Source organism: Pseudomonas sp. CC11G (assembly GCF_056174845.1).
Genome location: NZ_JBWBZC010000002.1, coordinates 15256 through 35133, shown reverse-complemented (window position 1 = coordinate 35133; position 19878 = coordinate 15256). Strand labels below are relative to the sequence as shown.

The window sequence follows — 19878 nt, the reverse complement described above, 5'->3', positions numbered from 1 at the left end:
GGCCGCAGCCCCTTTCACAAAGACCACGACCGCATCATCTTCTCCGGCGCCTTCCGCCGGCTGGGCCGCAAAACCCAGGTGCATCCGGTATCCAGCAACGACCACATCCACACTCGCCTGACCCACTCCCTGGAAGTCAGCTGCGGGCCGTTCCCTCGGCATGCGCGTGGGTGAAATGCTCCGTGACGCCCTGCCCGATTGGTGCGAGCCGAACGACCTGGGCATGATCGTGCAGTCCGCGTGCCTGGCCCACGACATCGGCAACCCGCCCTACGGCACTCCGGCGAAGACGCCATTCGCCACTGGTTTAAGCAGGCCGCCGGGCGTGGCTGGCTCGACGGCATGAGCGATGTGGAACGCCAAGACTTCCTGCATTTTGAAGGCAACGCCCAGGGCTTTCGCGTGCTCACCCAACTGGAATACCACCAATTCGACGGCGGCACGCGGCTGACCTACGCCACCCTCGGCACCTACCTCAAATACCCCTGGACCTCGCAGCACGCCGAAGCCCTGGGCTACAAAAAACACAAGTTCGGTTGCTATCGCAGCGAGCTGCCGTTGCTGGAGCAGATCGCCACCAAACTCGGCCTGCCGCAGATCGACAACGAACGCTGGCGCGCCACCCGCTGGTGTACCTGATGGAAGCCGCCGACGACATTTGCTACGGCCTGATCGACCTCGAAGACGGCCTGGAAATGGAGCTGCTCAACTACCCCGAAGTGGAAGCGGTGCTGCTCGGCCTGGTCGGCGATGACCTGCCGGAAACCTACCGCCTGCTCGCCCCCACGACTCGCAACGGCGCAAGCTGGCGATTCTGCGCGGCAAGGCCATCGAGCACCTGACCAACGCCGCCGCTCAAGCCTTCGTCGAACAGCAAGACGCCTTGCTGGCCGGCACCCTGCACGGCGACTTGGTCGAGCATATGCACGGCCCGGCCAAAGCCTGCGTGCTCGGCGCGAAGAACATGGCGCGGGAAAAATCTTTCAAGACAAACGCAAAACCCTGCACGAGATCGGCGCCTACACACCCTGGAAATTCTCCTGAACAATTTCTGCGGTGCGGCCCTCGAACTGCATTCGGGCAACGGCCTGTCATTCAAGAACCAGCGCATTCTCGACCTGCTCGGCTACAACGCGCCGAAGGCCGAGTGGACCCTGCACCGCTCGTTCCTGCGCATGATCGATTTTATTGCCGGCATGACCGACAGCTACGCCACCGAAATGGCGGCTGAAATGACCGGGCGCTCTAGTCCGGTCTAATTACAAGCCGGTGTAATGACAAGAAAGTAGAGAGGCTATGTCCAAGCTTTTGCGCCAAGTGTTCACCTGGCAATCCGGCCCGCCGGCCTGGGGCCCAGCCATGGTCGCCATGCTCGGCTGCGCCTTGCCGCTGATACTCGGTTTGTTCAGCGGCCACCCCGGTTTTTGTGGGCCTCGGTGGGCGCGTTTCAAGCCGCCAAAGCCAACCCGCTGCACCGCTTCGGCATGCTGCGCATGTTGCTGCTGATCAGCCTGGGCGCCTGGAGCGCGGGCCTGGGGTTTTGGGCCGCCGACCACCCGTGGATCAGCCTGGGCCTCTTTGCCGTCTTCGGTTTCCTGCTCGCCTGGCTGCAACGCTTCGGCGCCGAGGCCGGCAAGCTCGGCATCGGCCTGGCCATTTGCCTATGCCTTGGCCAAGGCCAGCACGGCGGCACCAACCTCACCAACCCCTACGCCGTGGCCATGCTGTTTATTCTCGGCGGCCTGTGGGTGGCCCTGCTCGCCTTTGCCCTGCGCGGCGTACACGGCTTGCGCATGTGGCCACGCATGCCGCGCCTGGTCGGCATTCTGAAAGTGCTGCGCCGCCACGCCCAACGCCAACCGCGGCGCCAATGGCTGCTGCATGCCGCCAACTGCACCCTGGCGTTTTCCCTGGCCGGCTTGACCGTCGAGCTGGCCCATCTGCCGCGCGGCTACTGGCTGACCATCGCCGTACTGGCCACCCTGCAACTGGAATTCCAGGGCAGCCTGGTGCGCGCGCTGCAAGCCAGCATCGCCAGTTTTTGCGCCGCTTCCTTGCTGATTTACTTCGGCCACAGCCTGCAAAGCCCGCCGATCATGGTGGCCGTGATGCTGCCGCTGATCGCCATGAGCCGCGCGTTTCAAGCCAACCACTACGGCCTGTTCGTGCTGCAAACCACCCTGTGTTTTGTGCTGCTCGCCGAGAGCCTGTCGCAAGACTGGCACCTGGGCCAGGTGCGCGTACTCAACACCCTGATCGGCGTGGCGATTGCCCTGGCCGTGGCGTTGTTGATGCACTGGGTACGGCACTACGTGAACCAGTACCTGAGCCGGCGCCAGGCGGGCGCCGTGCAACCCATCGAAAGCCCGGTTAAACCTGTTTCAGAAGAGTGACAAAAGCCCGCTTTTTCGGCGGCAGAAACCCAATGTGTTCACTATGCTTGGCAGCTAGCTTTGTAGCTTCCGGGTGATGATGGGTTTCGCCTTCGGCTCTACCCATCCTACGACCGGCGCCAAGCTCCGTAGGATGGGTAGAGCGCAGCGAAACCATCGCGAAATCCGGTACCCATCTGCGCTGTTCAAGGAGTGATGCGCAATGAACCCGTCCCGCCGTGTCGACCGTCGCTATTCGCTGCACGTGCACATCAGCGTGCTCTTCACCTTTCTGCTCGTGGTTACCGGCGTGGTGCTGGGCCTGTTCAACTACCACCAAACCACCCAAGTCATTTATTCCAGCAGCAACGAGCTGTTCAGCCGCATTCAAGAAGATGTGCAGCACGACCTGCTCAACACCTACCAACCCATTCGCCACCTGCTCAGCCTGCTGGCCCTGCAGGAAAGCAACCAGGCCGTCGACCACTACCAACGCATGGCCCTGCTGCCCTCCTTCGTGCAGGCCCTGAAAGACAACCCCAAGCTCGCCTCCCTGTACCTGGGCTATGACGACGGCGACTTCTTTATGGTGCGCCCGCTGCGCAACCAGGCCCTGAAAGACAAATTCGACGCACCGAAAAACGCCGCCTACCAGGTGTGGACCATCGACCGCATGGGCGAGTCGGCCATGACCGAGTCCGTGCAATCGGAGTCGGCCTACTACGACGCCGACATGCAGCTGATCACCCGCCGGCAGAACCTCAAAGAAAAATACGACCCGCGCAACCGCAGCTGGTTTGCCAGCGCCAGCACGCGCAACGAACAGATCACCACCGCGCCCTACGTGTTCTTCTCCACCGGCAACGTCGGCACCACCCTGGCCCGGGCCAGCGGCGAGCATGCCGTGATCGCCGCCGACCTGACGCTGGACGACCTCTCCGCCACCCTGGCTAAACACAAAATCACCCCGTCCAGTGAAGTGGTGCTCTACGACACCAACGGCAACGCCATCGCCTATCCCGACAGCAGCCGGCTGATTGTGCAGGCCGAAAAAGCCCAGTTAGCCAAAGCCCGCGACCTGAGCCCCGTGCTGGCCGCGCTTATCGACCACGACCTGGCCGGCGCCAACACCGGCAACCTGGTACTGGCCGACCGCAACTGGGTGGTGTCGCGCACCCACCTGATCGAAGGCGGTCCGCAAGGGTTGGAGCTGGCGTTGATCGTGCCCGAAGACGAACTGCTGGCCGACGCCTACCGCATTCGCTGGCAAGGCGCGCTGGTCACCCTGGCCATTCTGCTCATTTGTCTACCGCTGGGCTGGCTCGCCTCGCGCATCATCATTCGCCCCCTGCGCGGCCTGGTGGCCGAAGCTGAAGCCATCCGCCGATTCGACTTCAGCCAGCCCAGCAGCGGCCATTCGCCCGTGCTGGAAATCGACCAACTGGCCACCTCCATGGCGCGGATGAAGGAAACCATTTCCAGCTTCCTGAACATCTCCGCCAGCCTGTCTGCCGAATCACGCTTCGACGCCCTGCTGGCCCGCGTACTGCAAGAAACCGTCGACATCAGCGGCGCCCAGGGCGGGCTGTTTTACCTGTTCGACGCCGACACCGGCAGCCTGGAACCCAAAGGCCTGATATTCGACAAACAAGCCCGCGACCTGGCCGACTTCAACCTGCCGAGCTTCGCCGAACACGAAGGCAACCTGCCGCCCTGGCTGGCAGGCCCGTCCCACGGCGGCGCCAGTTACACCCACAGCCTGGGCTTTGACGAAGCCGGCGCCTTGCAGCCGATCTTCCTCAGCTTCGACAGCCCGCGCATCCACCTGGCCGCCACCGGCCTGCACAACCGCCAGGGCCAGACCCTGGGCGTGCTCGTGCTGCTGCAACGCGACACCGGCCATATCGAAGACGACGCCATGCTGCGCCCCGAGCGCATCGCGTTTGTGGAAGCCGTGTCCGGCGTGGCCGCGCTGTGTATCGAAAGCCAGCGCCTGCTTGAAAGTCAGAAAAAACTCCTCAACGCCTTTATCCAACTGATCGCCGGCGCCATCGACGCCAAGAGCCCCTACACCGGCGGCCACTGCCAGCGCGTGCCCGAGCTGACCCTAATGCTCGCCCGCGCTGCCGCCGACAGCGACGACCCCGCCTTCGCCGACTACCAGCCCACCGACGACCAATGGGAAGAACTGCACATCGCCGCCTGGCTGCACGACTGCGGCAAGGTGACCACGCCCGAATACGTCGTCGACAAAGCCACCAAACTGGAAACCCTCTACGACCGCATCCACGAAGTGCGCACCCGCTTTGAAGTGCTCAAACGCGACGCCTGGATCAGCTACTGGCAAGCCCTGGCCGGCGGCGGCGACGAACCGCAACTGGCCACCCTGCGCGACGAACTGCTGGCCGCACTGGACGAAGAATTCGCCTTCGTCGCACGCAGCAACCTCGGCGGCGAAGCCATGGCCGACGCCGACCTGGAACGCCTGGCACAGATAGGCATGCGCACCTGGACGCGCACTTTGGACGACCGCCTGGGCGTGTCATGGGAAGAAAACCAACGCCAGAGCCGCACCCCGGCGCCGGCGCTGCCCGTAAGCGAACCGCTGCTCGCCGACAAACCCGAGCACCTGTTCGAACGCAGCGAAAAAGACCGCATGCCCGCCGACAACGCGTGGGGCTTCAAACTCGACGAACCCGAATACAAATTCAACCGCGGCGAGCTCTACAACCTCGGCATCGCACGCGGCACGCTGACTAGCGAAGAGCGCTACATCATCAACAACCACATCGTGCAAACCATCTTGATGCTCAACCACCTGCCCTTCCCCGCGCACCTCGCCAACGTGGCCGAGATAGCCGGCGGGCACCACGAGAAAATGGACGGCAGCGGCTACCCCAAACGCCTCAAACGCGACGAAATGAGCCTACCCGCAAGAATGATGGCCATCGCCGACATCTTCGAAGCGCTGACCGCCGTAGACCGCCCCTACAAACGCGGCAAAACCCTCTCGCAATCGCTCGGCATCATGGTGGGCATGTGCAACGGCGCGCACATCGATAAAGCCCTGTTTGCATTGTTCGTACGCAGCGGCCTGCATTTGGAATACGCCCAACGGTTTCTGCAACCCGAGCAGATCGATGCGGTGGATGTGGATGCGCTGTTAGCAAAATCGCGTAAGTCCCGATCTAAGCCCAATCCCCAATCTGCCCCCTCTCCCGCTCGCGGGAGAGGGCTGGGGAGAGGGCAGCACCCTCCGCCACCCTCAAAATTCTGGACCCCGGCCTACGCCGGGGCGACGGCACACTCCCAAACACCCCCGTCATTCCCGCGCAGGCGGGAATCCAGAATCCCGAACCTCATACACACCTCGCCGATCCCCCCGGTCGGCCGGACAGGCGAGAGGCCTGGCGTAAAACCACCCACACCAAACCCCAGCCGCCCCACTACCACCCAAACAACCGCCCCAACCCCTGCAACGCCGCGAGAATTGCCAGAAACAAATCCGGATCGATCACGTCCATGGCTCCCTCCGCTAAAAAGCCAAGCCATCGTTAAAAAACAGGCTCTCGCCTGCCCACAATCCGAGTGTAAGCCAGCGCCTCAAAGCCGCACGCCAACCACCGCCGAATCCCGCCCCACCACCAATCCGCCCCCTCTCCCGCTAGGTCGGCCGGACAGGCGAGAGGGCTGGGGTGAGGGCAACAATCTCCGCCACCCTCAAAATTCTGGACCCCGGCCTACGCCGGGGCGACGGCGACCCCCAACCAAAACCCCCGTCGTCCCCGCGCAGGCGGGGACCCAGAATCTCCAGCCCTACACACCCAAACCAAAACCCCAAAATGCAAAAAGGGGACCTAAGTCCCCTTCCATTCCCTCAAGCAACCAACCTTCAGGCTTTCACCACCCCTACCCCCGCCTTGGTAGACCGCACCAACGCCTTAGCCATCTCACTCAGCGTCTGGATCATCCCCGCCTCCAACACCTTATCGATAAAGGCATCCGCCGCCGCCAACGCCTCGATATACCGCATCAGATCCTCGGCACGCTCGAGCGCCTCATCAACAGGCACACCAGGGTTAACGGAAAACAGCGGAGCGCTGTCCATGTGGTCGAAGGTTTCGCGGGTGGTTACAACGATTGAGTCATTCATAAGGTAAAGCTCCACATTAAGTTGAGGAGCCACCTGTATTTGCGACCAAGCAAACCAGGAGGCAGCTGTGCACGGGTTGGTCGACCGGATGTGGACACCGGCACACCCGAAGGTGTCCCGAGCACAACTGCCATAAAGCAGCGTTGAAAGGCGCCTACCTGTTATAGCAGGCGCCTAATTCAACCACATCCCCGGCGACCAAACCGGCCCGCTGACGAATCAGCGAGGGGAACTGTAGGCCAGGGAGGTGGGGAGAAAATGTCGGCTATGGAGGGTAGATGCGAAAGATGGGGGCACAAGTGGGGATAGAAACGTGCACGAAATCTACCGACTCGACGCAGGCAAGTCGATGACATCTGGCTGAAGAGTTAGTGTGCGTCTTCTCGTAGCTGAGAGACAAGAAACCACTAAGAGTGGTTTCTTGAGGTAAAAATTTGCGAAATCAAAAATAAAGACGTCCTTTCTCATTATTATTTTAACCGGAGTCATTTTTCGCCAACTTTTACTTAAAACGAAAAATATTTACTGTCAACAATTCTTCTATCTAAGCAGTTTCGCCTTATTTGTAGCGATATCAATCGCCCTAGATTGATTCATTCCAATTTTGACGGAGGCCGCTAGACGCTGTTTGTCTTTTTCAGACGTGTGAAACATGTGCAAATGATAAAAAACTAAACTCTGCAATATTGTGAATGCAAAATTATTAGCAGCAGTATCTTTTGCCAGCCTTTCGATTGCATCAAAAGGTATATGCCCAGGATGTACTAAGCAAGAAGCAATTCCGATCAAGCGATATGCATTATTCGACTTTGCAGTAACGACAAAATTTATATCTTCACGAATTTTTTCGGAACTTACCACCTGACCTACTCGCGATATAAACCCGGTGCAAATCATACCGAGTATTTGGAACGCTAATTTTTTGCAGCTTCTTTAGATTCGCTGGCAGTTATATCTGGCTTCCGCTCCTTTAACAACCTTTCCAGCTCCGCGACAAATGCATCAGGCTGATCAACAATCTCTTCGAAAACAGCTTTTAGGCTGCGTAGGGAACCATTAAAAATTTGCTCTAAATAACTAGCTTTGCGAGAGCGCTCTAAAGACCCATAGTAGTTCTTAGTGATGTGGCCCAATATCTCTGATGTCTTTATCATCAAATTTATATTAGAACTAAAACTTAATATCGAATCCGCTTCTCCAGAGGAGAGAGAACTTGACTTCGGAGGCTCCGGAATTTCTTGCGCATCAGATACGTCAGCGGCACGTCGAGAGTTAAGCTGATTCCTTTCAACATCCTGATCATTGATCTCATCAATAACTATTTGAGCGCTACTATTTACCAACGAACTGATGGATGCAATATCCCCATTAAACTCAATTGGAGCATGCTCAGAAAAACATCCATTAAGCACCCCTGATATTTGATCAATAACCCACGGATTATTACCATGATGAGTAAGAAACATCACACAATTCGCGTTTTCTTTACGATACAGCTCCTTGCAATAACCACTAACCAGAGCCTTGATAGAATCTTTATAGAGGTTAGCCGCCAAATATTTCCCCACGAAAAGAAAATAAACATACGAATAACTAAAGCTTAAAAAATCTCCGTCCTGCGTTAATATTTTCGCACGCTTTAGAATTGCCAACCTAGAATCAAAGTCAACTGTAGCGTACTCCTCACAAAACTTTGAGTTAAACTCCCTAAGACTTATAATATCAAGCTCGACCACATCTTTACTTTTGTAGAACCAAGCAAGATTAGACAGATAATTAAACATCTCATTTAGATAATCCAACCTAAAGTCAGCCTCCTTGAGACTTTTAACTATTAGATATTCGTAATACTGAGAAAATCCGCTATTTTGGAGTTCAGCTTGCTGTTCCTGCGCACAACTCTGCAACAGTATCAGTAAGTAAATAGGCTTAGAAGGGACAAGATTTCGCCCTAAGATAACCCCTAAAATCCTCTCGACATCATGTACTTTTTTATCTAGCTCAGACTTAGTAGACAACCCCCCAAGCATGCACCATTTCTTTATCAAATTGTGCCGCATTAGATGTCCGAACGGGCGCATCTTCAAAGTTTCAAATTCAGAAAGCGCCTCCGCTGCAGACGAGTCGATATACTCATTCAGCTGATATCTCGAACTTGCAGTTACAATGACAGCCCCAAAAGTCTCGCTTAGGTATTCAATCAATTTTGCCTGATTTTTTGACCCGCCGCTTACTCGGTCCAAGTCATCAACTAATGCTATTTTTTTAACTCTCTCAGCATATACAAACTCCTCCCCTCTCTCGTACTGCATTTCCGCGAGCTGCGCAATCTTGCGGTCAAGTTCCCATGTCCCAACAGAGCTAAGCTCTGCGGCCTTTATATAAATCGGCAAGCCACCCTGAGAGTGAATATCAAAAAAAGATCGTTTTAATAAAATGTTTTCCCAGATTCATCATCACCTAAGACAAGAGTCCGCCCTAGATCTTCCCACTTATTTATCACTTGGTCCGCATATATGTATTTCTTATCTGCCTCCGCATTTACATCTTCCAACTCCGGATAAAGAAATACATCTTCTGCGACTATTTTGCTTTTGCTTTCATGGGTGAAATTTCCGCCAGCATCGGACAAAAAGTCAACGAATCCCGAGGATATTTTCACGCTATTTCGCGCACAACGTCCTGACTTTTTTAGAGCATGCTGTATTTCTTCAAGCTCAACAGGCGTTGTTTTACTTGCCTTAAACCTTTTCTCGACAACTAAGTTCTCGATTGAATCGAATAGCAAACAGGAAAAGCGCGGATCAAAATCATTTCCGTGGGGCTGAAGGGCAGCTCCTTCAAAAATCAACACATTTCCGATGGATCCATCAATTACCTCCTCAGACGCCGATGAGTGCTCATGACCGGAAAGCACGGCATCAGAATGTGTTCTTAACGCTTTTTTAAGAGGATGATAACTTGCCTGACAATACCAGTTAAGAGGATGGTGAATTAGCGAAAGTCTAAGATTGGAAGGAGCCTCAAGCAATTCATAATAGTTTTCTATAGGAAAAACCAATTGCCCTTGAGGTTCAGGCAACCTGGACATCCAAGCCGCATTCAAAGAAGAAATGCGGACGACAGCCCCCCCTACATTTAACTCGTACTCACTCCAAAGATTATCAGAGTACAGCGGTTGTAACGTCGAGACTTTAGTCTGAAACTTAAAAAATTCTTTTTGCACAGAAGTGCAATCACCAATCAAACTCGCACTATTTGCCTTGGCAGGGTCTTTTACAATTTGCTCAATTATTATAGTCCTTCCTTCGTTTTCAGGCTTGAGCATACAGTCATGATTTCCAGGCGCGAGAAAAATATCAATCGAGCGCCCAATTTCAGATTCAATTTCTTTTTTTATTGACCCAAAAAAAACTTCTGCTAAAGAATACTCGTCGGCCTGGCAACTAAAGGCAATATCGCCGGTTACTACTATCGCAAAGGAGTCGCTTTGATGAGCTATTGAGTAACAAGCTTTTGCTATAGAAGAGCCAACCTCTAGCACTTTATCTGTGGATTTTTAATGTGAATATCACTGATATGTAGAACACCTAACTTCATCATAAACCTCGGCGAGTCCTTGCAATTTTTATCCTTTGGCTGGGAGAGGCTACTCCCCCTGACAACTTAGCCGTTCGCAGAAAATTTGTATTTTTGCTTTCTACTGCCCCCTGCCATTATTTTGATATCATAAATTCAATTATTACGCAATATCAAATACAGAATCCATTATTTGCAGTCGCCCTTATGCGGACGCCCTTGTAGGTAACTCGCACGAAAGGTGCGAAATAGATTTCCCCAAGCATGGCTTCAGTAGGAGGGCGGTGGATTTATTTTCCCTACTTTAAATGGCTACACTACAGAAATACATCAATGCCCCTGCAGCAGAGTCCGACCGAAACTCGATCAGCCACAACTCCTTAAAATTAAAATCGCGCCGCCCTACTTCTTCTTCCCCTTCCTCTTCCCCAACCCCTTCAACCGCTCCCGCGCCACCTCCAACACCTCGCGCTTCTCCCCCTTCCCCATCTTCTTCCACCCCTTAATCTCCTCCTTACTGCGCCCACAGCCCACACAAATCCGGTCGTCGAATTTGCAGATGCTGATGCAAGGATCTTTGGTGTCGCCCATGGGGTGCCTCAGTCGCGGGAGTATTCCTGTTCTTCTCGGATGGCGCGTGCCAGCGCCTCTTCTTCGCTTTCTTCTTCGGGCTCGGGCGTAAACGCCGGCGCCGATGGCGTCACTGGTTGAGTAGCCACCTTGTTGCGCAGCACTTCCAACGCCTCTTCAGCGGACATGGGCTCTTCGTCTTCGTCGTCGGCCCATGCGGCATCGGCGCGGGCTTGCAGGTCGGAGGGCACGGGTTTGTCGTCGCTGTATTCTTCGACCGGGGCTGCTACGGGGGGCGGTTCGTAGTCGTCGGGCAAATCGTCGAAGTCGGTTTTCAGGCCTTCTTCCATCTGGTCCAGCTCGGCCAGCAGGCTGCCGAAGCTTTTCTCTTCACTCGGCTCGGGCGGTGCGCCCTCTTCGCCTTCGGTGACGATGTCGGCGCGGGCTTGCAGGCCTTCGGGTACTGGCAGGTCGTCCTGGTCGAAGCCGAGCATGGGCTCCGGTTCCAGTTCGCGCAGGGCGGCCAGGGGCGGCAGCTCGTCGAGGTTTTTCAGGTTGAAGTGGTCGAGGAATTGTTTGGTGGTAGCAAACATGGCCGGTTTGCCGGGTACGTCGCGGTAGCCGACTACGCGTATCCACTCGCGTTCGAGCAGGGTTTTGACGATCTGGGTGTTTACGGCCACGCCGCGTACGTCTTCGATTTCGCCACGGGTAATCGGTTGACGGTAGGCAACCAAAGCCAGGGTTTCGAGCATGGCGCGGGAGTAGCGCTGCGGGCGTTCTTCCCACAGTCGACCGACCCAGGGCGCGTAAATTTCGCGTACTTGGAGGCGGTAGCCGCTGGCGACTTCTTTGAGTTCAAAGGCGCGGCCGGCGCAGGATTTTTCCAGGGCGGCCAGGGCTTTTTTGAAGACGGCAGGCTCAGGGCGCTCGCCTTCTTCGAAGAGCTCAAACAGGCGCTCCAGCGATTGCGGTTTGCCGCTGGCGAGCAGAAAGGCTTCGAGCAGGGAGGCCAGTTCTTTGGGGTCGTTCAGGTTCATGCGTGGGCCACTCTCTTCGGGGCGTTCTTATTCGGCACGCGCGCGTACGTGGATGGGCCCGAAGGCTTCGTTTTGCACCAGTTCTACGAGCTGTTCTTTGATCAGTTCCAGTACGGCCATAAAGGTAACCACCACGCCCAACTTGCCTTCCTCGGCGAGAAACAGGCTGACGAAGGGCACGAAGCCGGCGCCTTTCAGGCGTTCCAGCACGTCGCTCATGCGCTCGCGGGTGGAGAGTTGTTCGCGGGTTACCTGGTGGCTTTCAAACATGTCGCCGCGGCGCAGCACTTCGGCCATGGAGAGCAGCAGTTCTTCCAGGCTTACGTCGGGCAGCAGTTTGCGCGCGCGCGCTTCGGGGGCGTCGAGGCGCGGCACGGTCAGGTCGCGGCCGACGCGGGTGATGCGGTCGATGCCTTCGGCGGCGGCTTTGTAGCGCTCGTATTCCTGCAGGCGGCGGATGAGTTCGGCGCGCGGGTCGTCTTCTTCTTCCTCGGCCACGGCGGAGCGCGGCAGCAGCATGCGCGATTTGATTTCGGCGAGCATGGCGGCCATTACGAGGTATTCGGCGGCCAGCTCCAGGCGCACGGACTGCATGAGTTCGACATAGCCCATGTATTGCTTGGTGATCTCGGCCACGGGAATGTCGAGCACGTCGATGTTCTGTTTGCGGATCAGGTACAGCAGCAGGTCGAGCGGGCCTTCGAAGGCTTCGAGGAACACTTCCAGCGCATCGGGCGGGATGTACAGGTCCACCGGCATTTCGGTGATGGCTTTGCCGTACACCAGGGCGAATGGCAGCTCCTGCTGGGCGCCGGCCTGGCTGTCGACTTCGCTTACGGTGGTTTCCTGCATATGTTCCTGTTTGCTGCTGTTAGCGGTAGTTGAGGCCGAGCGCGGCACGCACGTCGATCAGGGTTTCGCGGGCCTCGTCGCGCGCACGTTCGGCGCCCTCGGCGAGGATGTTGCGCACCACTTCCGGGCTGTTCTGGTAGTCCAGGGCGCGCAGTTGCAGCGGTTTCAGTTCGGCTTGCACGGCCTCGATCAGCGGGCCTTTGCAGTCGATGCAGCCGATACCGGCGCTGCGACAGCCTTGTTGCACCCAGTGCTGCGTGGGCTCATCGGAGTACACCTCATGCAACTGCCAGACCGGGCAGCGGCTGGGCTCGCCCGGGTCGTCGCGGTGCACCCGCGCCGGGTCGGTGGGCATGCGCCGCAGTTTGTCTTCGACCTCGGCCGGGGTGTCGCGCAGGTAAATGGCGTTGCTATGGCCGCCCTTGAAATGGGAAGTGGCCATCTTGCCGCCGTCCAGCCCGGCCATTTTCGGTGCGTCGCTCAGCAGGGCCTGGGGTTCTGGCAGCAACACTTTACCGCCGCCTTCGAGATAGCCAAATAGGCGTTCTTTATCGCCCAGGGTGATGCTTTGCACTTCTTTGAGCAGCGCGCGGGCGGTGTCGAGCGCTTCGACGTCGCCTTGTTCTTGAAAGGCTTTGCGCAGGCTGTTGTAGAGCTTCGCGGTTTTTTTGCCCAGACGCAGAATCGCCGCCTCGGCCTTGGCTTCAAAACCGGGCTCGCGGCCGTACAGGTGGTTGAAGCGGCGCGCTACTTCACGGGCGAATTCGATATGCGGCAGCTGGTCGGAGCCCACCGGCACCAGGCCTGCGCGGTACAGCAGAATGTCGGCGGCCTGCAGCAGCGGGTAGCCGAGAAAGCCGTAGGTGCCGAGGTCTTTGTGGTGCAGGTGGTCTTGCTGCTCTTTGTAGGAGGGCACGCGTTCGAGCCAGCTCAGCGGGCAGATCATGGACAGCAGCAGGTGCAGCTCGGCGTGCTCGGGCACCTGGGATTGGATAAACATATTGGCGGAGCTGGGGCTGACGCCGGCGGCGAGCCAGTCCACTGCCATGTCGGAGACGTGCTGGGCGATGTTGCCGACGTCTTCGTAGTCGGTGGTGAGCGCGTGCCAGTCGACGATGCAGAAAAAGCATTCGTACTCGTGCTGCAGCTTCACCCAGTTTTTCAGCACGCCGTGGTAGTGGCCCAGGTGCAGGCGGCCGCTGGGGCGCATACCAGAGAGTACGCGGCGTTGCGGGTCCACTGCGCTCAAGCCCGGTTTCCTATCGCCATTTAGGCGTCAGCCTCGAACGGCGTGGGGTCGCCACAGCCGACGCGCACCAGCACCACTTCGTCATCGACCAGGCTGACCACGGTGGACGCGGCCAGGCCGCCAAAGCCGCCGTCGATGATCAGGTCCACCTGATGTTCGAGCACCTGGCGCATTTCATAGGGGTCGCTCATCGGCTCTTTTTCGCCGGGCAGAATCAGGCTGGTGCTCATCAGCGGCTCGCCGAGTTCTTCGAGCAGCGCCTGGGCGATGGGGTGGCTGGGCACGCGCAGGCCAATGGTGCGGCGCTTGGGGTGCAGCAGCATGCGCGGCACTTCGCGGGTGGCGTTGAGAATAAAGGTGTAGGGCCCCGGCGTATGGCCTTTGAGCAGGCGGAAGGCGCCGGTGTCCACCTTGGCAAACAGGCCGAGCTGCGAGAGGTCGCGGCACACCAGGGTGAAGTTGTGTTTGTCGTCGAGCTGGCGCAGGCGGCGGATGCGCTCGACGGCGGTTTTGTCGCCGATATGGCAGCCCACTGCGTAGGAGGAGTCGGTGGGATAGACCACCACGCCGCCGGCCTTGATGATTTCAACGGCTTGCTTGATCAGCCGCGCTTGCGGGTTTTCCGGGTGCACCTGGAAAAATTGACTCACGGGAGTTCCCTTCTCGAAGGTTTGCGGCTCAGCCGGCAGCAGCGTGTGGGACATGATCGAAGCGCAGCCACAGTGGCGCCAGGTCTTCCGGTAGCGGGCGGTACATGCCCAGCTCCGACCAGTCTCCTGGGGCGTGGAAGTCACTGCCGACGCTGGCCAGCAGACCGAATTCACGGGCAAGAATCGCCAGGCCGCCAATCTGCTCGGCCGGCTGCATGCCGTTGACTACTTCTAGTGCCTGGCCGCCAGCGGCGACGAAGTCGATGATCAACTTGCGCCGTTTGCTGCGGGTGAAGTCGTATTGCCAGGCGTGGGCCAGGCTTACCCAGGCGCCGGCTTCACGCAGGGTGCCGATGGCGTCTTCAAGGGTTGGCCAGTGTTGTTTCACGTCGCCGAGCTTGCCGGAGCCGAGCCATTTGCGGAACGCTTCGGCGCGGTCTTTTACGTAGCCTTCACGTACCAGAAAGTCGGCGAAGTGCGGGCGGGCCGGGGCGTTGCCGCTGTCGCCGAGTTCTTTTTGAATGGCGCGGGCGCCGTCGAGGGCGCCGGGCATGCCTTTGAGGGCCAGGCGCCGGTCGATTTCTTCGGCACGCAGCCAGCGGCCGCTGTGCAGGTCGGCGATGGCTTGCACCAGCGCCGGGGCGTTGGCGGCAAAGCCATAGCCGAGTACATGAATGGTGGCGCCGCCCCAGGTGCAGGAGAGTTCGACGCCGTTGACCAGCTGCATATCCAGCTCGACGGCGGCGGCGCGGGCTTCGTCGAGGCCTTCAAGGGTGTCGTGGTCGGTGAGGGCTAAAACCCGCACGCCGCGCTCATGGGCGCGGGCAACCACCACGGCGGGCGCGAGGGCGCCGTCGGAAGCGGTGCTATGGCAGTGCAGGTCAACAGTCATCAGATAGTTATCTCGGGTTTTGCACGTTGTTACCAGTAGATAACAGGACGGACAAAGAGTTGGTACGAAAAAAACCACGCGGTGGCACAAAGTCTGCGCCGCTGCGCCTAGCTCTACGGTTCGGGTTTGTTATTATGCCGGCACATCCAGCTTCTGGCTTGCCACTGTGAAACAATTCCTCGACTTCATCCCGCTTATCCTGTTTTTCATCGTTTTCAAGATTGAACCCCGCGCCATCGACCTCTTCGGTCATACCTACATGCTAGGCGGTATTTTCAGCGCCACCGCCATGTTGATCGCCAGCTCCGTCGTGGTGTACGGCATTTTCTTTATCGTGCAGAAGCGTCTGGAAAAGAGCCAATGGCTCACCCTTATCGCGTGCCTGGTATTCGGTAGCCTTACTCTGGCCTTCCACAGCGAAACCTTTCTGAAGTGGAAAGCGCCGGTGGTGAGCTGGCTGTTTGCCCTGGCATTCCTCGGTAGCCACTTTATCGGCGACAAGGTGCTCATCAAGCGAATGATGGGCCACGCGGTCAGCCTGCCGGAGCCTATCTGGGTAAAGCTGAACATCGCCTGGATCATCTTTTTTATCATCAGCGGCGCCGCCAATCTGTTTGTGGCCTTTACCTTCCCGAGCATCTGGGTGGACTTCAAAGTGTTCGGCAGCCTGGGTATGACGCTGCTGTTCCTGGTCGGCCAGGGCGTATTCCTGGCCAAACATATTCATGACGTTGAGGCCGACCCTGCGGCCCCCGCTAAAAATAAGGACTGACATGCTCTACGCGATCATCGCCACCGACGTGGCCAATTCCCTCGACGCCCGCCTTTCAGTGCGCCCTGCTCACCTGGCCCGCCTGGAACAGCTGAAAAGCGAAGGCCGCCTGGTACTCGCCGGCCCGCACCCGGCCGTAGACAGCAATGACCCCGGCGCCGCCGGTTTTAGCGGCAGCCTGATCGTGGCCGAGTTCGAGTCGCTGATTGCCGCGCAAAGCTGGGCTGACGCCGACCCGTATCGCGCTGCTGGCGTTTACGGCTCTGTTGTCGTGAAGCCGTTCAAGCTGGTTCTGCCATAACGTTTCACCCGGGGTTAACACTCAGCCGCTGCAGTAGCTCATTAATAAGGAACGTCGATGCGCCAAGGCCCTTTGTCCCTGTTCTTTTCTGCATCATTGTTCGCTGCATCGTTGTGTGTAATCACCCCAGCCCACGCTGAAGAAACCCCAGCCGCCGCCGACGTCAGTTCGACGGTAAGCGCCGAGCAGGCGCAGCTGGACAGCCTGGAGCAACGCCTGGCCGAGAGCGAGCGCCAGCGCGCCGAGCTCAACACCCAGCTGCAAAGCAGTGCTGAGGTGCGCGAGAACGCCGTTATCGGCCGCTTGCGCCAAGAGAACCAACGGCTCAAGTTGCAACTCAAAGAAGCCCAGGCCAGCCAGCAACCGCCGCTGCTTAGCGAGGAACAGAGCTGGTTTGCCATTGGCGCGGCGGTCACCCTGGTGGCCCTGCTCTGCGGCGCGCTGTTACGCGGTGGCCGAAAAAACCACCGCGCATGGATCAACTGAAAGCCTTTTGGCGGTAGCTCAGCCTTATGTCCACGCTCTTATTGATCGACGATGACGTAGAACTCTGCGAACTGCTGAGCAGTTGGCTGAGCCAGGAAGGTTTCCACGTGCGCGCGTGCCACGACGGTCGCAGCGCGCGCATGGCACTGGCCAGCGAGGCGCCGGCGGCCGTGGTGCTGGACGTGATGCTGCCCGACGGCAGCGGCCTGGAACTGCTCAAGCAACTGCGCACCGACCACCCGGACTTGCCGGTGCTGATGCTCTCGGCCCGCGGCGAGCCGCTGGACCGTATTCTCGGCCTGGAACTGGGCGCCGACGACTACCTGGCCAAACCCTGCGACCCCCGCGAACTCACCGCCCGCCTGCGCGCCGTGCTGCGCCGCAGTGTGCCGGTGGCTACTTCGAGCCAGGTGGAATTGGGTGATTTGGCGTTCAGCCCGATTCGCGGTTCGGTGACCATCGCCGGGCTGGATGTGGTGCTCACCGTTTCCGAAAGCCGGTTGCTGGAAGCGCTGCTGCGCCAACCCGGTGAGCCGGTGGATAAGCAGGAATTGGCGCAGTTGGCCCTGGGCCGCAAGCTGACCTTGTACGACCGCAGCCTGGATATGCACGTGAGCAACCTGCGCAAGAAGATCGGCCCGCACACCGATGGCCGTCCGCGGATTTTGGCGCTGCGTAGTCGCGGCTACTACTACAGCGCCTGAAGATCAAAAGCATCGAGGCTAAAGCCTCTCCCACAGGGACCGTGTTTTTTTGTGGGAGAGGCTTCAGCCTCGATTCCTGCAAACGGCGCTGTGTAAACAAGCCGCCTCGTTATGTAGCAACGTCTTTACCTAAGCTTTACCGCCACCTGACCGCGCTTGACCTTGCGTTCCCTAGACTGGGCACATCCGGCAAATACGCCGGTTTGCAGACAAGGAGTTATCCCATGCGTAAAACCCTCATCGCCGCTCTGTTTGCCGCTGCCCTGCCTACCATGGCCATGGCCATGCCATCGGCGGGCGAAGACGGCCCACGCCCTCCTTTCGCCCATGACGGCGGCCCACGCGGCGAGCACCGTGGCCCCGACATGTTTCGCGATCTGGACCTGAGCAAAGAACAGCGCCAGGCCATCGGCAAAATCATGGGCGAGCAGATGCACAGCCGTGACGAGCTGACCCGCCGCTACCTCGACAAACTGTCGGACGCCGACAAGAAGGCCATGCAGGACGAGATCAAAGCCAAGCATGAAGCCACCGCTGGCAAGATCCGCGCACTGCTGAATCCTGAGCAGCAAAAGCAGTTCGACGAGAAACAGAAAAAGATGGAAGCGCGTCGCGCCGAGTGGCAAGAGTTCAAGGCGTGGAAGGCTAAGCAGGCGAAGGCGCAGTAACTGGCCGAGAAATGACGGAGAGCCCGCTAAAAACCTCCGTCATTCCAGCGCAGGCTGGGACCCAGAATTCTGGCTGGTGCACGATACTGCGCACGGCTCCAGATTCTGGGTCCCAGCCTTCGCTGGGACGACGGGGGGTTGCTGAAGTCCTTCGTTAGCTACGTTACGCAAGTGTTCCAACCCACCCGCCCTAACCGCCGGGTGGGTTTTGTTCGTTTATAAGGAGTCGTTGTGCGCTCACTTTTTTGGCGGATTTTTGCCAGCTTCTGGTTGGCCATCGTGCTGGTGGCAGGCCTGTCGATTCTGCTCGGCCGCCTGCTGAATCAGGACGCCTGGATTCTCAGCCAGCACCCTGCCCTGCAAGGTGTGCCGGAAGCCTGGGCGAGCATCTACGAGAGCAAGGGCGCCGACGCCGCGCAGGATTACCTGGAGCAGCGCAAACGCGATTTCCATATCGACACCCAGGTGCTGGATGACAGCGGCAATGCGCTGATCCAAGGCACCTTCCCCAAGCGCGCGGCGGCGTTTGAAAAGCGCCAGCACGACGACCCGCGCCGCCTGCCCTGGCGCCGTCTGACCACCGACTACACCAGCCCCGGTGGCGACACCTATCTGTTTATTTACCGCATTCCCCACCCGGAGCTGGACGACTGGCACCGCGGCAGCCTGCTCATGCCGGTGAGCGCCTTGGGCATCGCCTTTCTGGTGCTGACGGCACTGAGTTTATTACTGACACTGTCCATCACCCGCCCGCTGGGGCAATTGCGTGGCGCGGTGCATGACCTTGGTCAGGCCGCTTACCAGCAACACACCCTGGCGCGTCTTTCCACGCGCCGCGATGAGTTCGGCGTATTGGCCGGCGACTTCAACCGCATGGGCGAGCGCCTGCAAGACTTGATCAGCAGCCAGCGCCAGCTGCTGCGCGATGTGTCCCACGAGCTGCGTTCACCCCTGGCGCGGTTGCGCATTGCCCTGGCATTGGCCGAACGCGCCGAGCCGGAAGACCGGGTAAAACTCTGGCCACGGCTGGAGCGTGAATGTGATCGGCTGGAAGCGTTGATCAGCGAAATTCTTGCCCTGGCGCGAATGGACGCCAACCTCGGCGCCGCGCAGCCGGTAGACATCGCGGCGCTGTTTGAAAATCGTCAGCAAGATGCAGAGCTCAATGAGCCGGAGCAGCCGGTGACGATGCACGTGGAGCCGGGGCTGAGCCTGTCGGGCTGGCCGGAGATGCTGGAGCGGGCGCTGGATAACTTGCTGCGCAATGCGCTGCGGTTTAACCCGGCCGGGCAACCGATTGAGCTACGCGCCGAGCGGGTGAATGGTCAGGTGCGGCTGAGCGTGCGCGACCATGGGCCGGGCGTGTTGCCGGAGCATTTGGCGCGGTTGGGCGAGCCGTTTTTCCGCGCGCCGGAGCAGAGTGCGCCGGGGCATGGATTGGGGTTGGCGATTGCCCGGCGTGCGGCGGAACGGCATGGCGGGACGTTGGAGTTGGCCAATCATGCAGAGGGTGGGTTTGTGGCGAGTTTGGTGTTGCCGGGGGTGTAAAAAAACCGTCTTTCGACGGTATTTTGTAGCGTGCTTCGATCC

Annotated in this window: 16 protein-coding genes and 3 pseudogenes; 9 read left to right on the top strand and 10 right to left on the bottom strand. The window is 58.6% G+C overall.

What is annotated here, in order from left to right; translation table 11 throughout:
• The 3 pseudogenes from AC0V2S_RS04710 to AC0V2S_RS04700 form a co-directional block, all read left to right on the top strand.
• Positions 1-1259, top strand: a pseudogene (locus AC0V2S_RS04710) (deoxyguanosinetriphosphate triphosphohydrolase); the annotation flags it as partial.
• Between the two features lie 37 nt (positions 1260-1296).
• Positions 1297-2393, top strand: a pseudogene (locus AC0V2S_RS04705) (FUSC family protein).
• A 202-nt stretch (positions 2394-2595) separates the two neighbouring features.
• Positions 2596-5547, top strand: a pseudogene (locus tag AC0V2S_RS04700) (HD domain-containing phosphohydrolase); the annotation flags it as partial.
• A gap of 717 nt (positions 5548-6264) precedes the next feature.
• Here the strand turns inward: AC0V2S_RS04700 and AC0V2S_RS04695 are convergent.
• From AC0V2S_RS04695 to AC0V2S_RS04650, 10 genes are all read right to left on the bottom strand, one after another.
• Positions 6265-6480: a DUF3077 domain-containing protein gene (locus tag AC0V2S_RS04695; RefSeq protein ID WP_475508733.1), complete on the bottom strand. Its 216-nt coding sequence runs from the start codon at positions 6478-6480 to the stop codon at positions 6265-6267.
• 585 nt (positions 6481-7065) lie between these two features.
• A complete protein-coding gene (locus tag AC0V2S_RS04690; RefSeq protein ID WP_475508728.1) occupies positions 7066-7386 on the bottom strand; it encodes a hypothetical protein in 321 nt (106 codons plus the stop codon).
• Positions 7387-7439: 53 nt separating this feature from the next.
• Positions 7440-8918, bottom strand: a complete 1479-nt coding sequence (locus tag AC0V2S_RS04685) for an STAND family AAA ATPase (protein WP_475508727.1) — start codon at positions 8916-8918, stop codon at positions 7440-7442.
• Between the two features lie 35 nt (positions 8919-8953).
• Positions 8954-10069 (bottom strand): metallophosphoesterase family protein, encoded by a 1116-nt coding sequence (locus tag AC0V2S_RS04680; RefSeq protein WP_475508726.1) that lies wholly within the window; start codon positions 10067-10069, stop codon positions 8954-8956.
• Positions 10070-10506: 437 nt separating this feature from the next.
• Positions 10507-10695, bottom strand: a complete 189-nt coding sequence (locus tag AC0V2S_RS04675; protein WP_475508725.1) for a DUF1289 domain-containing protein — start codon at positions 10693-10695, stop codon at positions 10507-10509.
• 8 nt (positions 10696-10703) lie between these two features.
• On the bottom strand, positions 10704-11714 hold the full coding sequence (scpB, locus tag AC0V2S_RS04670) for an SMC-Scp complex subunit ScpB (RefSeq protein ID WP_475508724.1): 1011 nt from the start codon (positions 11712-11714) through the stop codon (positions 10704-10706).
• 27 nt (positions 11715-11741) lie between these two features.
• Entirely contained in the window at positions 11742-12440 is a 699-nt protein-coding gene (locus tag AC0V2S_RS04665; RefSeq protein ID WP_475508732.1) for a segregation and condensation protein A, read from the bottom strand.
• Between the two features lie 145 nt (positions 12441-12585).
• Positions 12586-13815: a tryptophan--tRNA ligase gene (locus AC0V2S_RS04660; protein WP_475508723.1), complete on the bottom strand. Its 1230-nt coding sequence runs from the start codon at positions 13813-13815 to the stop codon at positions 12586-12588.
• Between the two features lie 20 nt (positions 13816-13835).
• The gene (locus AC0V2S_RS04655) at positions 13836-14465 is read right to left on the bottom strand and encodes an L-threonylcarbamoyladenylate synthase (RefSeq protein WP_475508722.1); all 630 of its coding nucleotides are present in this window, start codon (positions 14463-14465) and stop codon (positions 13836-13838) included.
• A gap of 28 nt (positions 14466-14493) precedes the next feature.
• Complete coding sequence (locus AC0V2S_RS04650; RefSeq protein WP_475508721.1) at positions 14494-15357, bottom strand: PHP domain-containing protein; 864 nt, start codon at positions 15355-15357, stop codon at positions 14494-14496.
• A 166-nt stretch (positions 15358-15523) separates the two neighbouring features.
• Between AC0V2S_RS04650 and AC0V2S_RS04645 the strand changes: the two genes are divergently transcribed.
• The 6 genes from AC0V2S_RS04645 to AC0V2S_RS04620 all read left to right on the top strand — a co-directional run bounded on the left by AC0V2S_RS04645 (position 15524) and on the right by AC0V2S_RS04620 (position 19836).
• Positions 15524-16129 carry a septation protein A gene (locus AC0V2S_RS04645; protein ID WP_475508720.1) on the top strand — a complete coding sequence of 202 codons (606 nt, stop codon included), beginning with the start codon at positions 15524-15526 and terminating at the stop codon, positions 16127-16129.
• Between the two features lies 1 nt (position 16130).
• A complete protein-coding gene (locus AC0V2S_RS04640) occupies positions 16131-16430 on the top strand; it encodes a YciI family protein (protein WP_475508719.1) in 300 nt (99 codons plus the stop codon).
• 57 nt (positions 16431-16487) lie between these two features.
• On the top strand, positions 16488-16916 hold the full coding sequence (locus AC0V2S_RS04635; protein ID WP_475508718.1) for an SH3 domain-containing protein: 429 nt from the start codon (positions 16488-16490) through the stop codon (positions 16914-16916).
• A gap of 26 nt (positions 16917-16942) precedes the next feature.
• Entirely contained in the window at positions 16943-17620 is a 678-nt protein-coding gene (locus AC0V2S_RS04630; RefSeq protein ID WP_475508717.1) for a response regulator transcription factor, read from the top strand.
• Positions 17621-17844: 224 nt separating this feature from the next.
• On the top strand, positions 17845-18288 hold the full coding sequence (locus AC0V2S_RS04625; protein WP_475508716.1) for a Spy/CpxP family protein refolding chaperone: 444 nt from the start codon (positions 17845-17847) through the stop codon (positions 18286-18288).
• 231 nt (positions 18289-18519) lie between these two features.
• Positions 18520-19836: a sensor histidine kinase gene (locus AC0V2S_RS04620; RefSeq protein WP_475508715.1), complete on the top strand. Its 1317-nt coding sequence runs from the start codon at positions 18520-18522 to the stop codon at positions 19834-19836.
• The last annotated feature ends 42 nt before the right edge of the window (positions 19837-19878 follow it).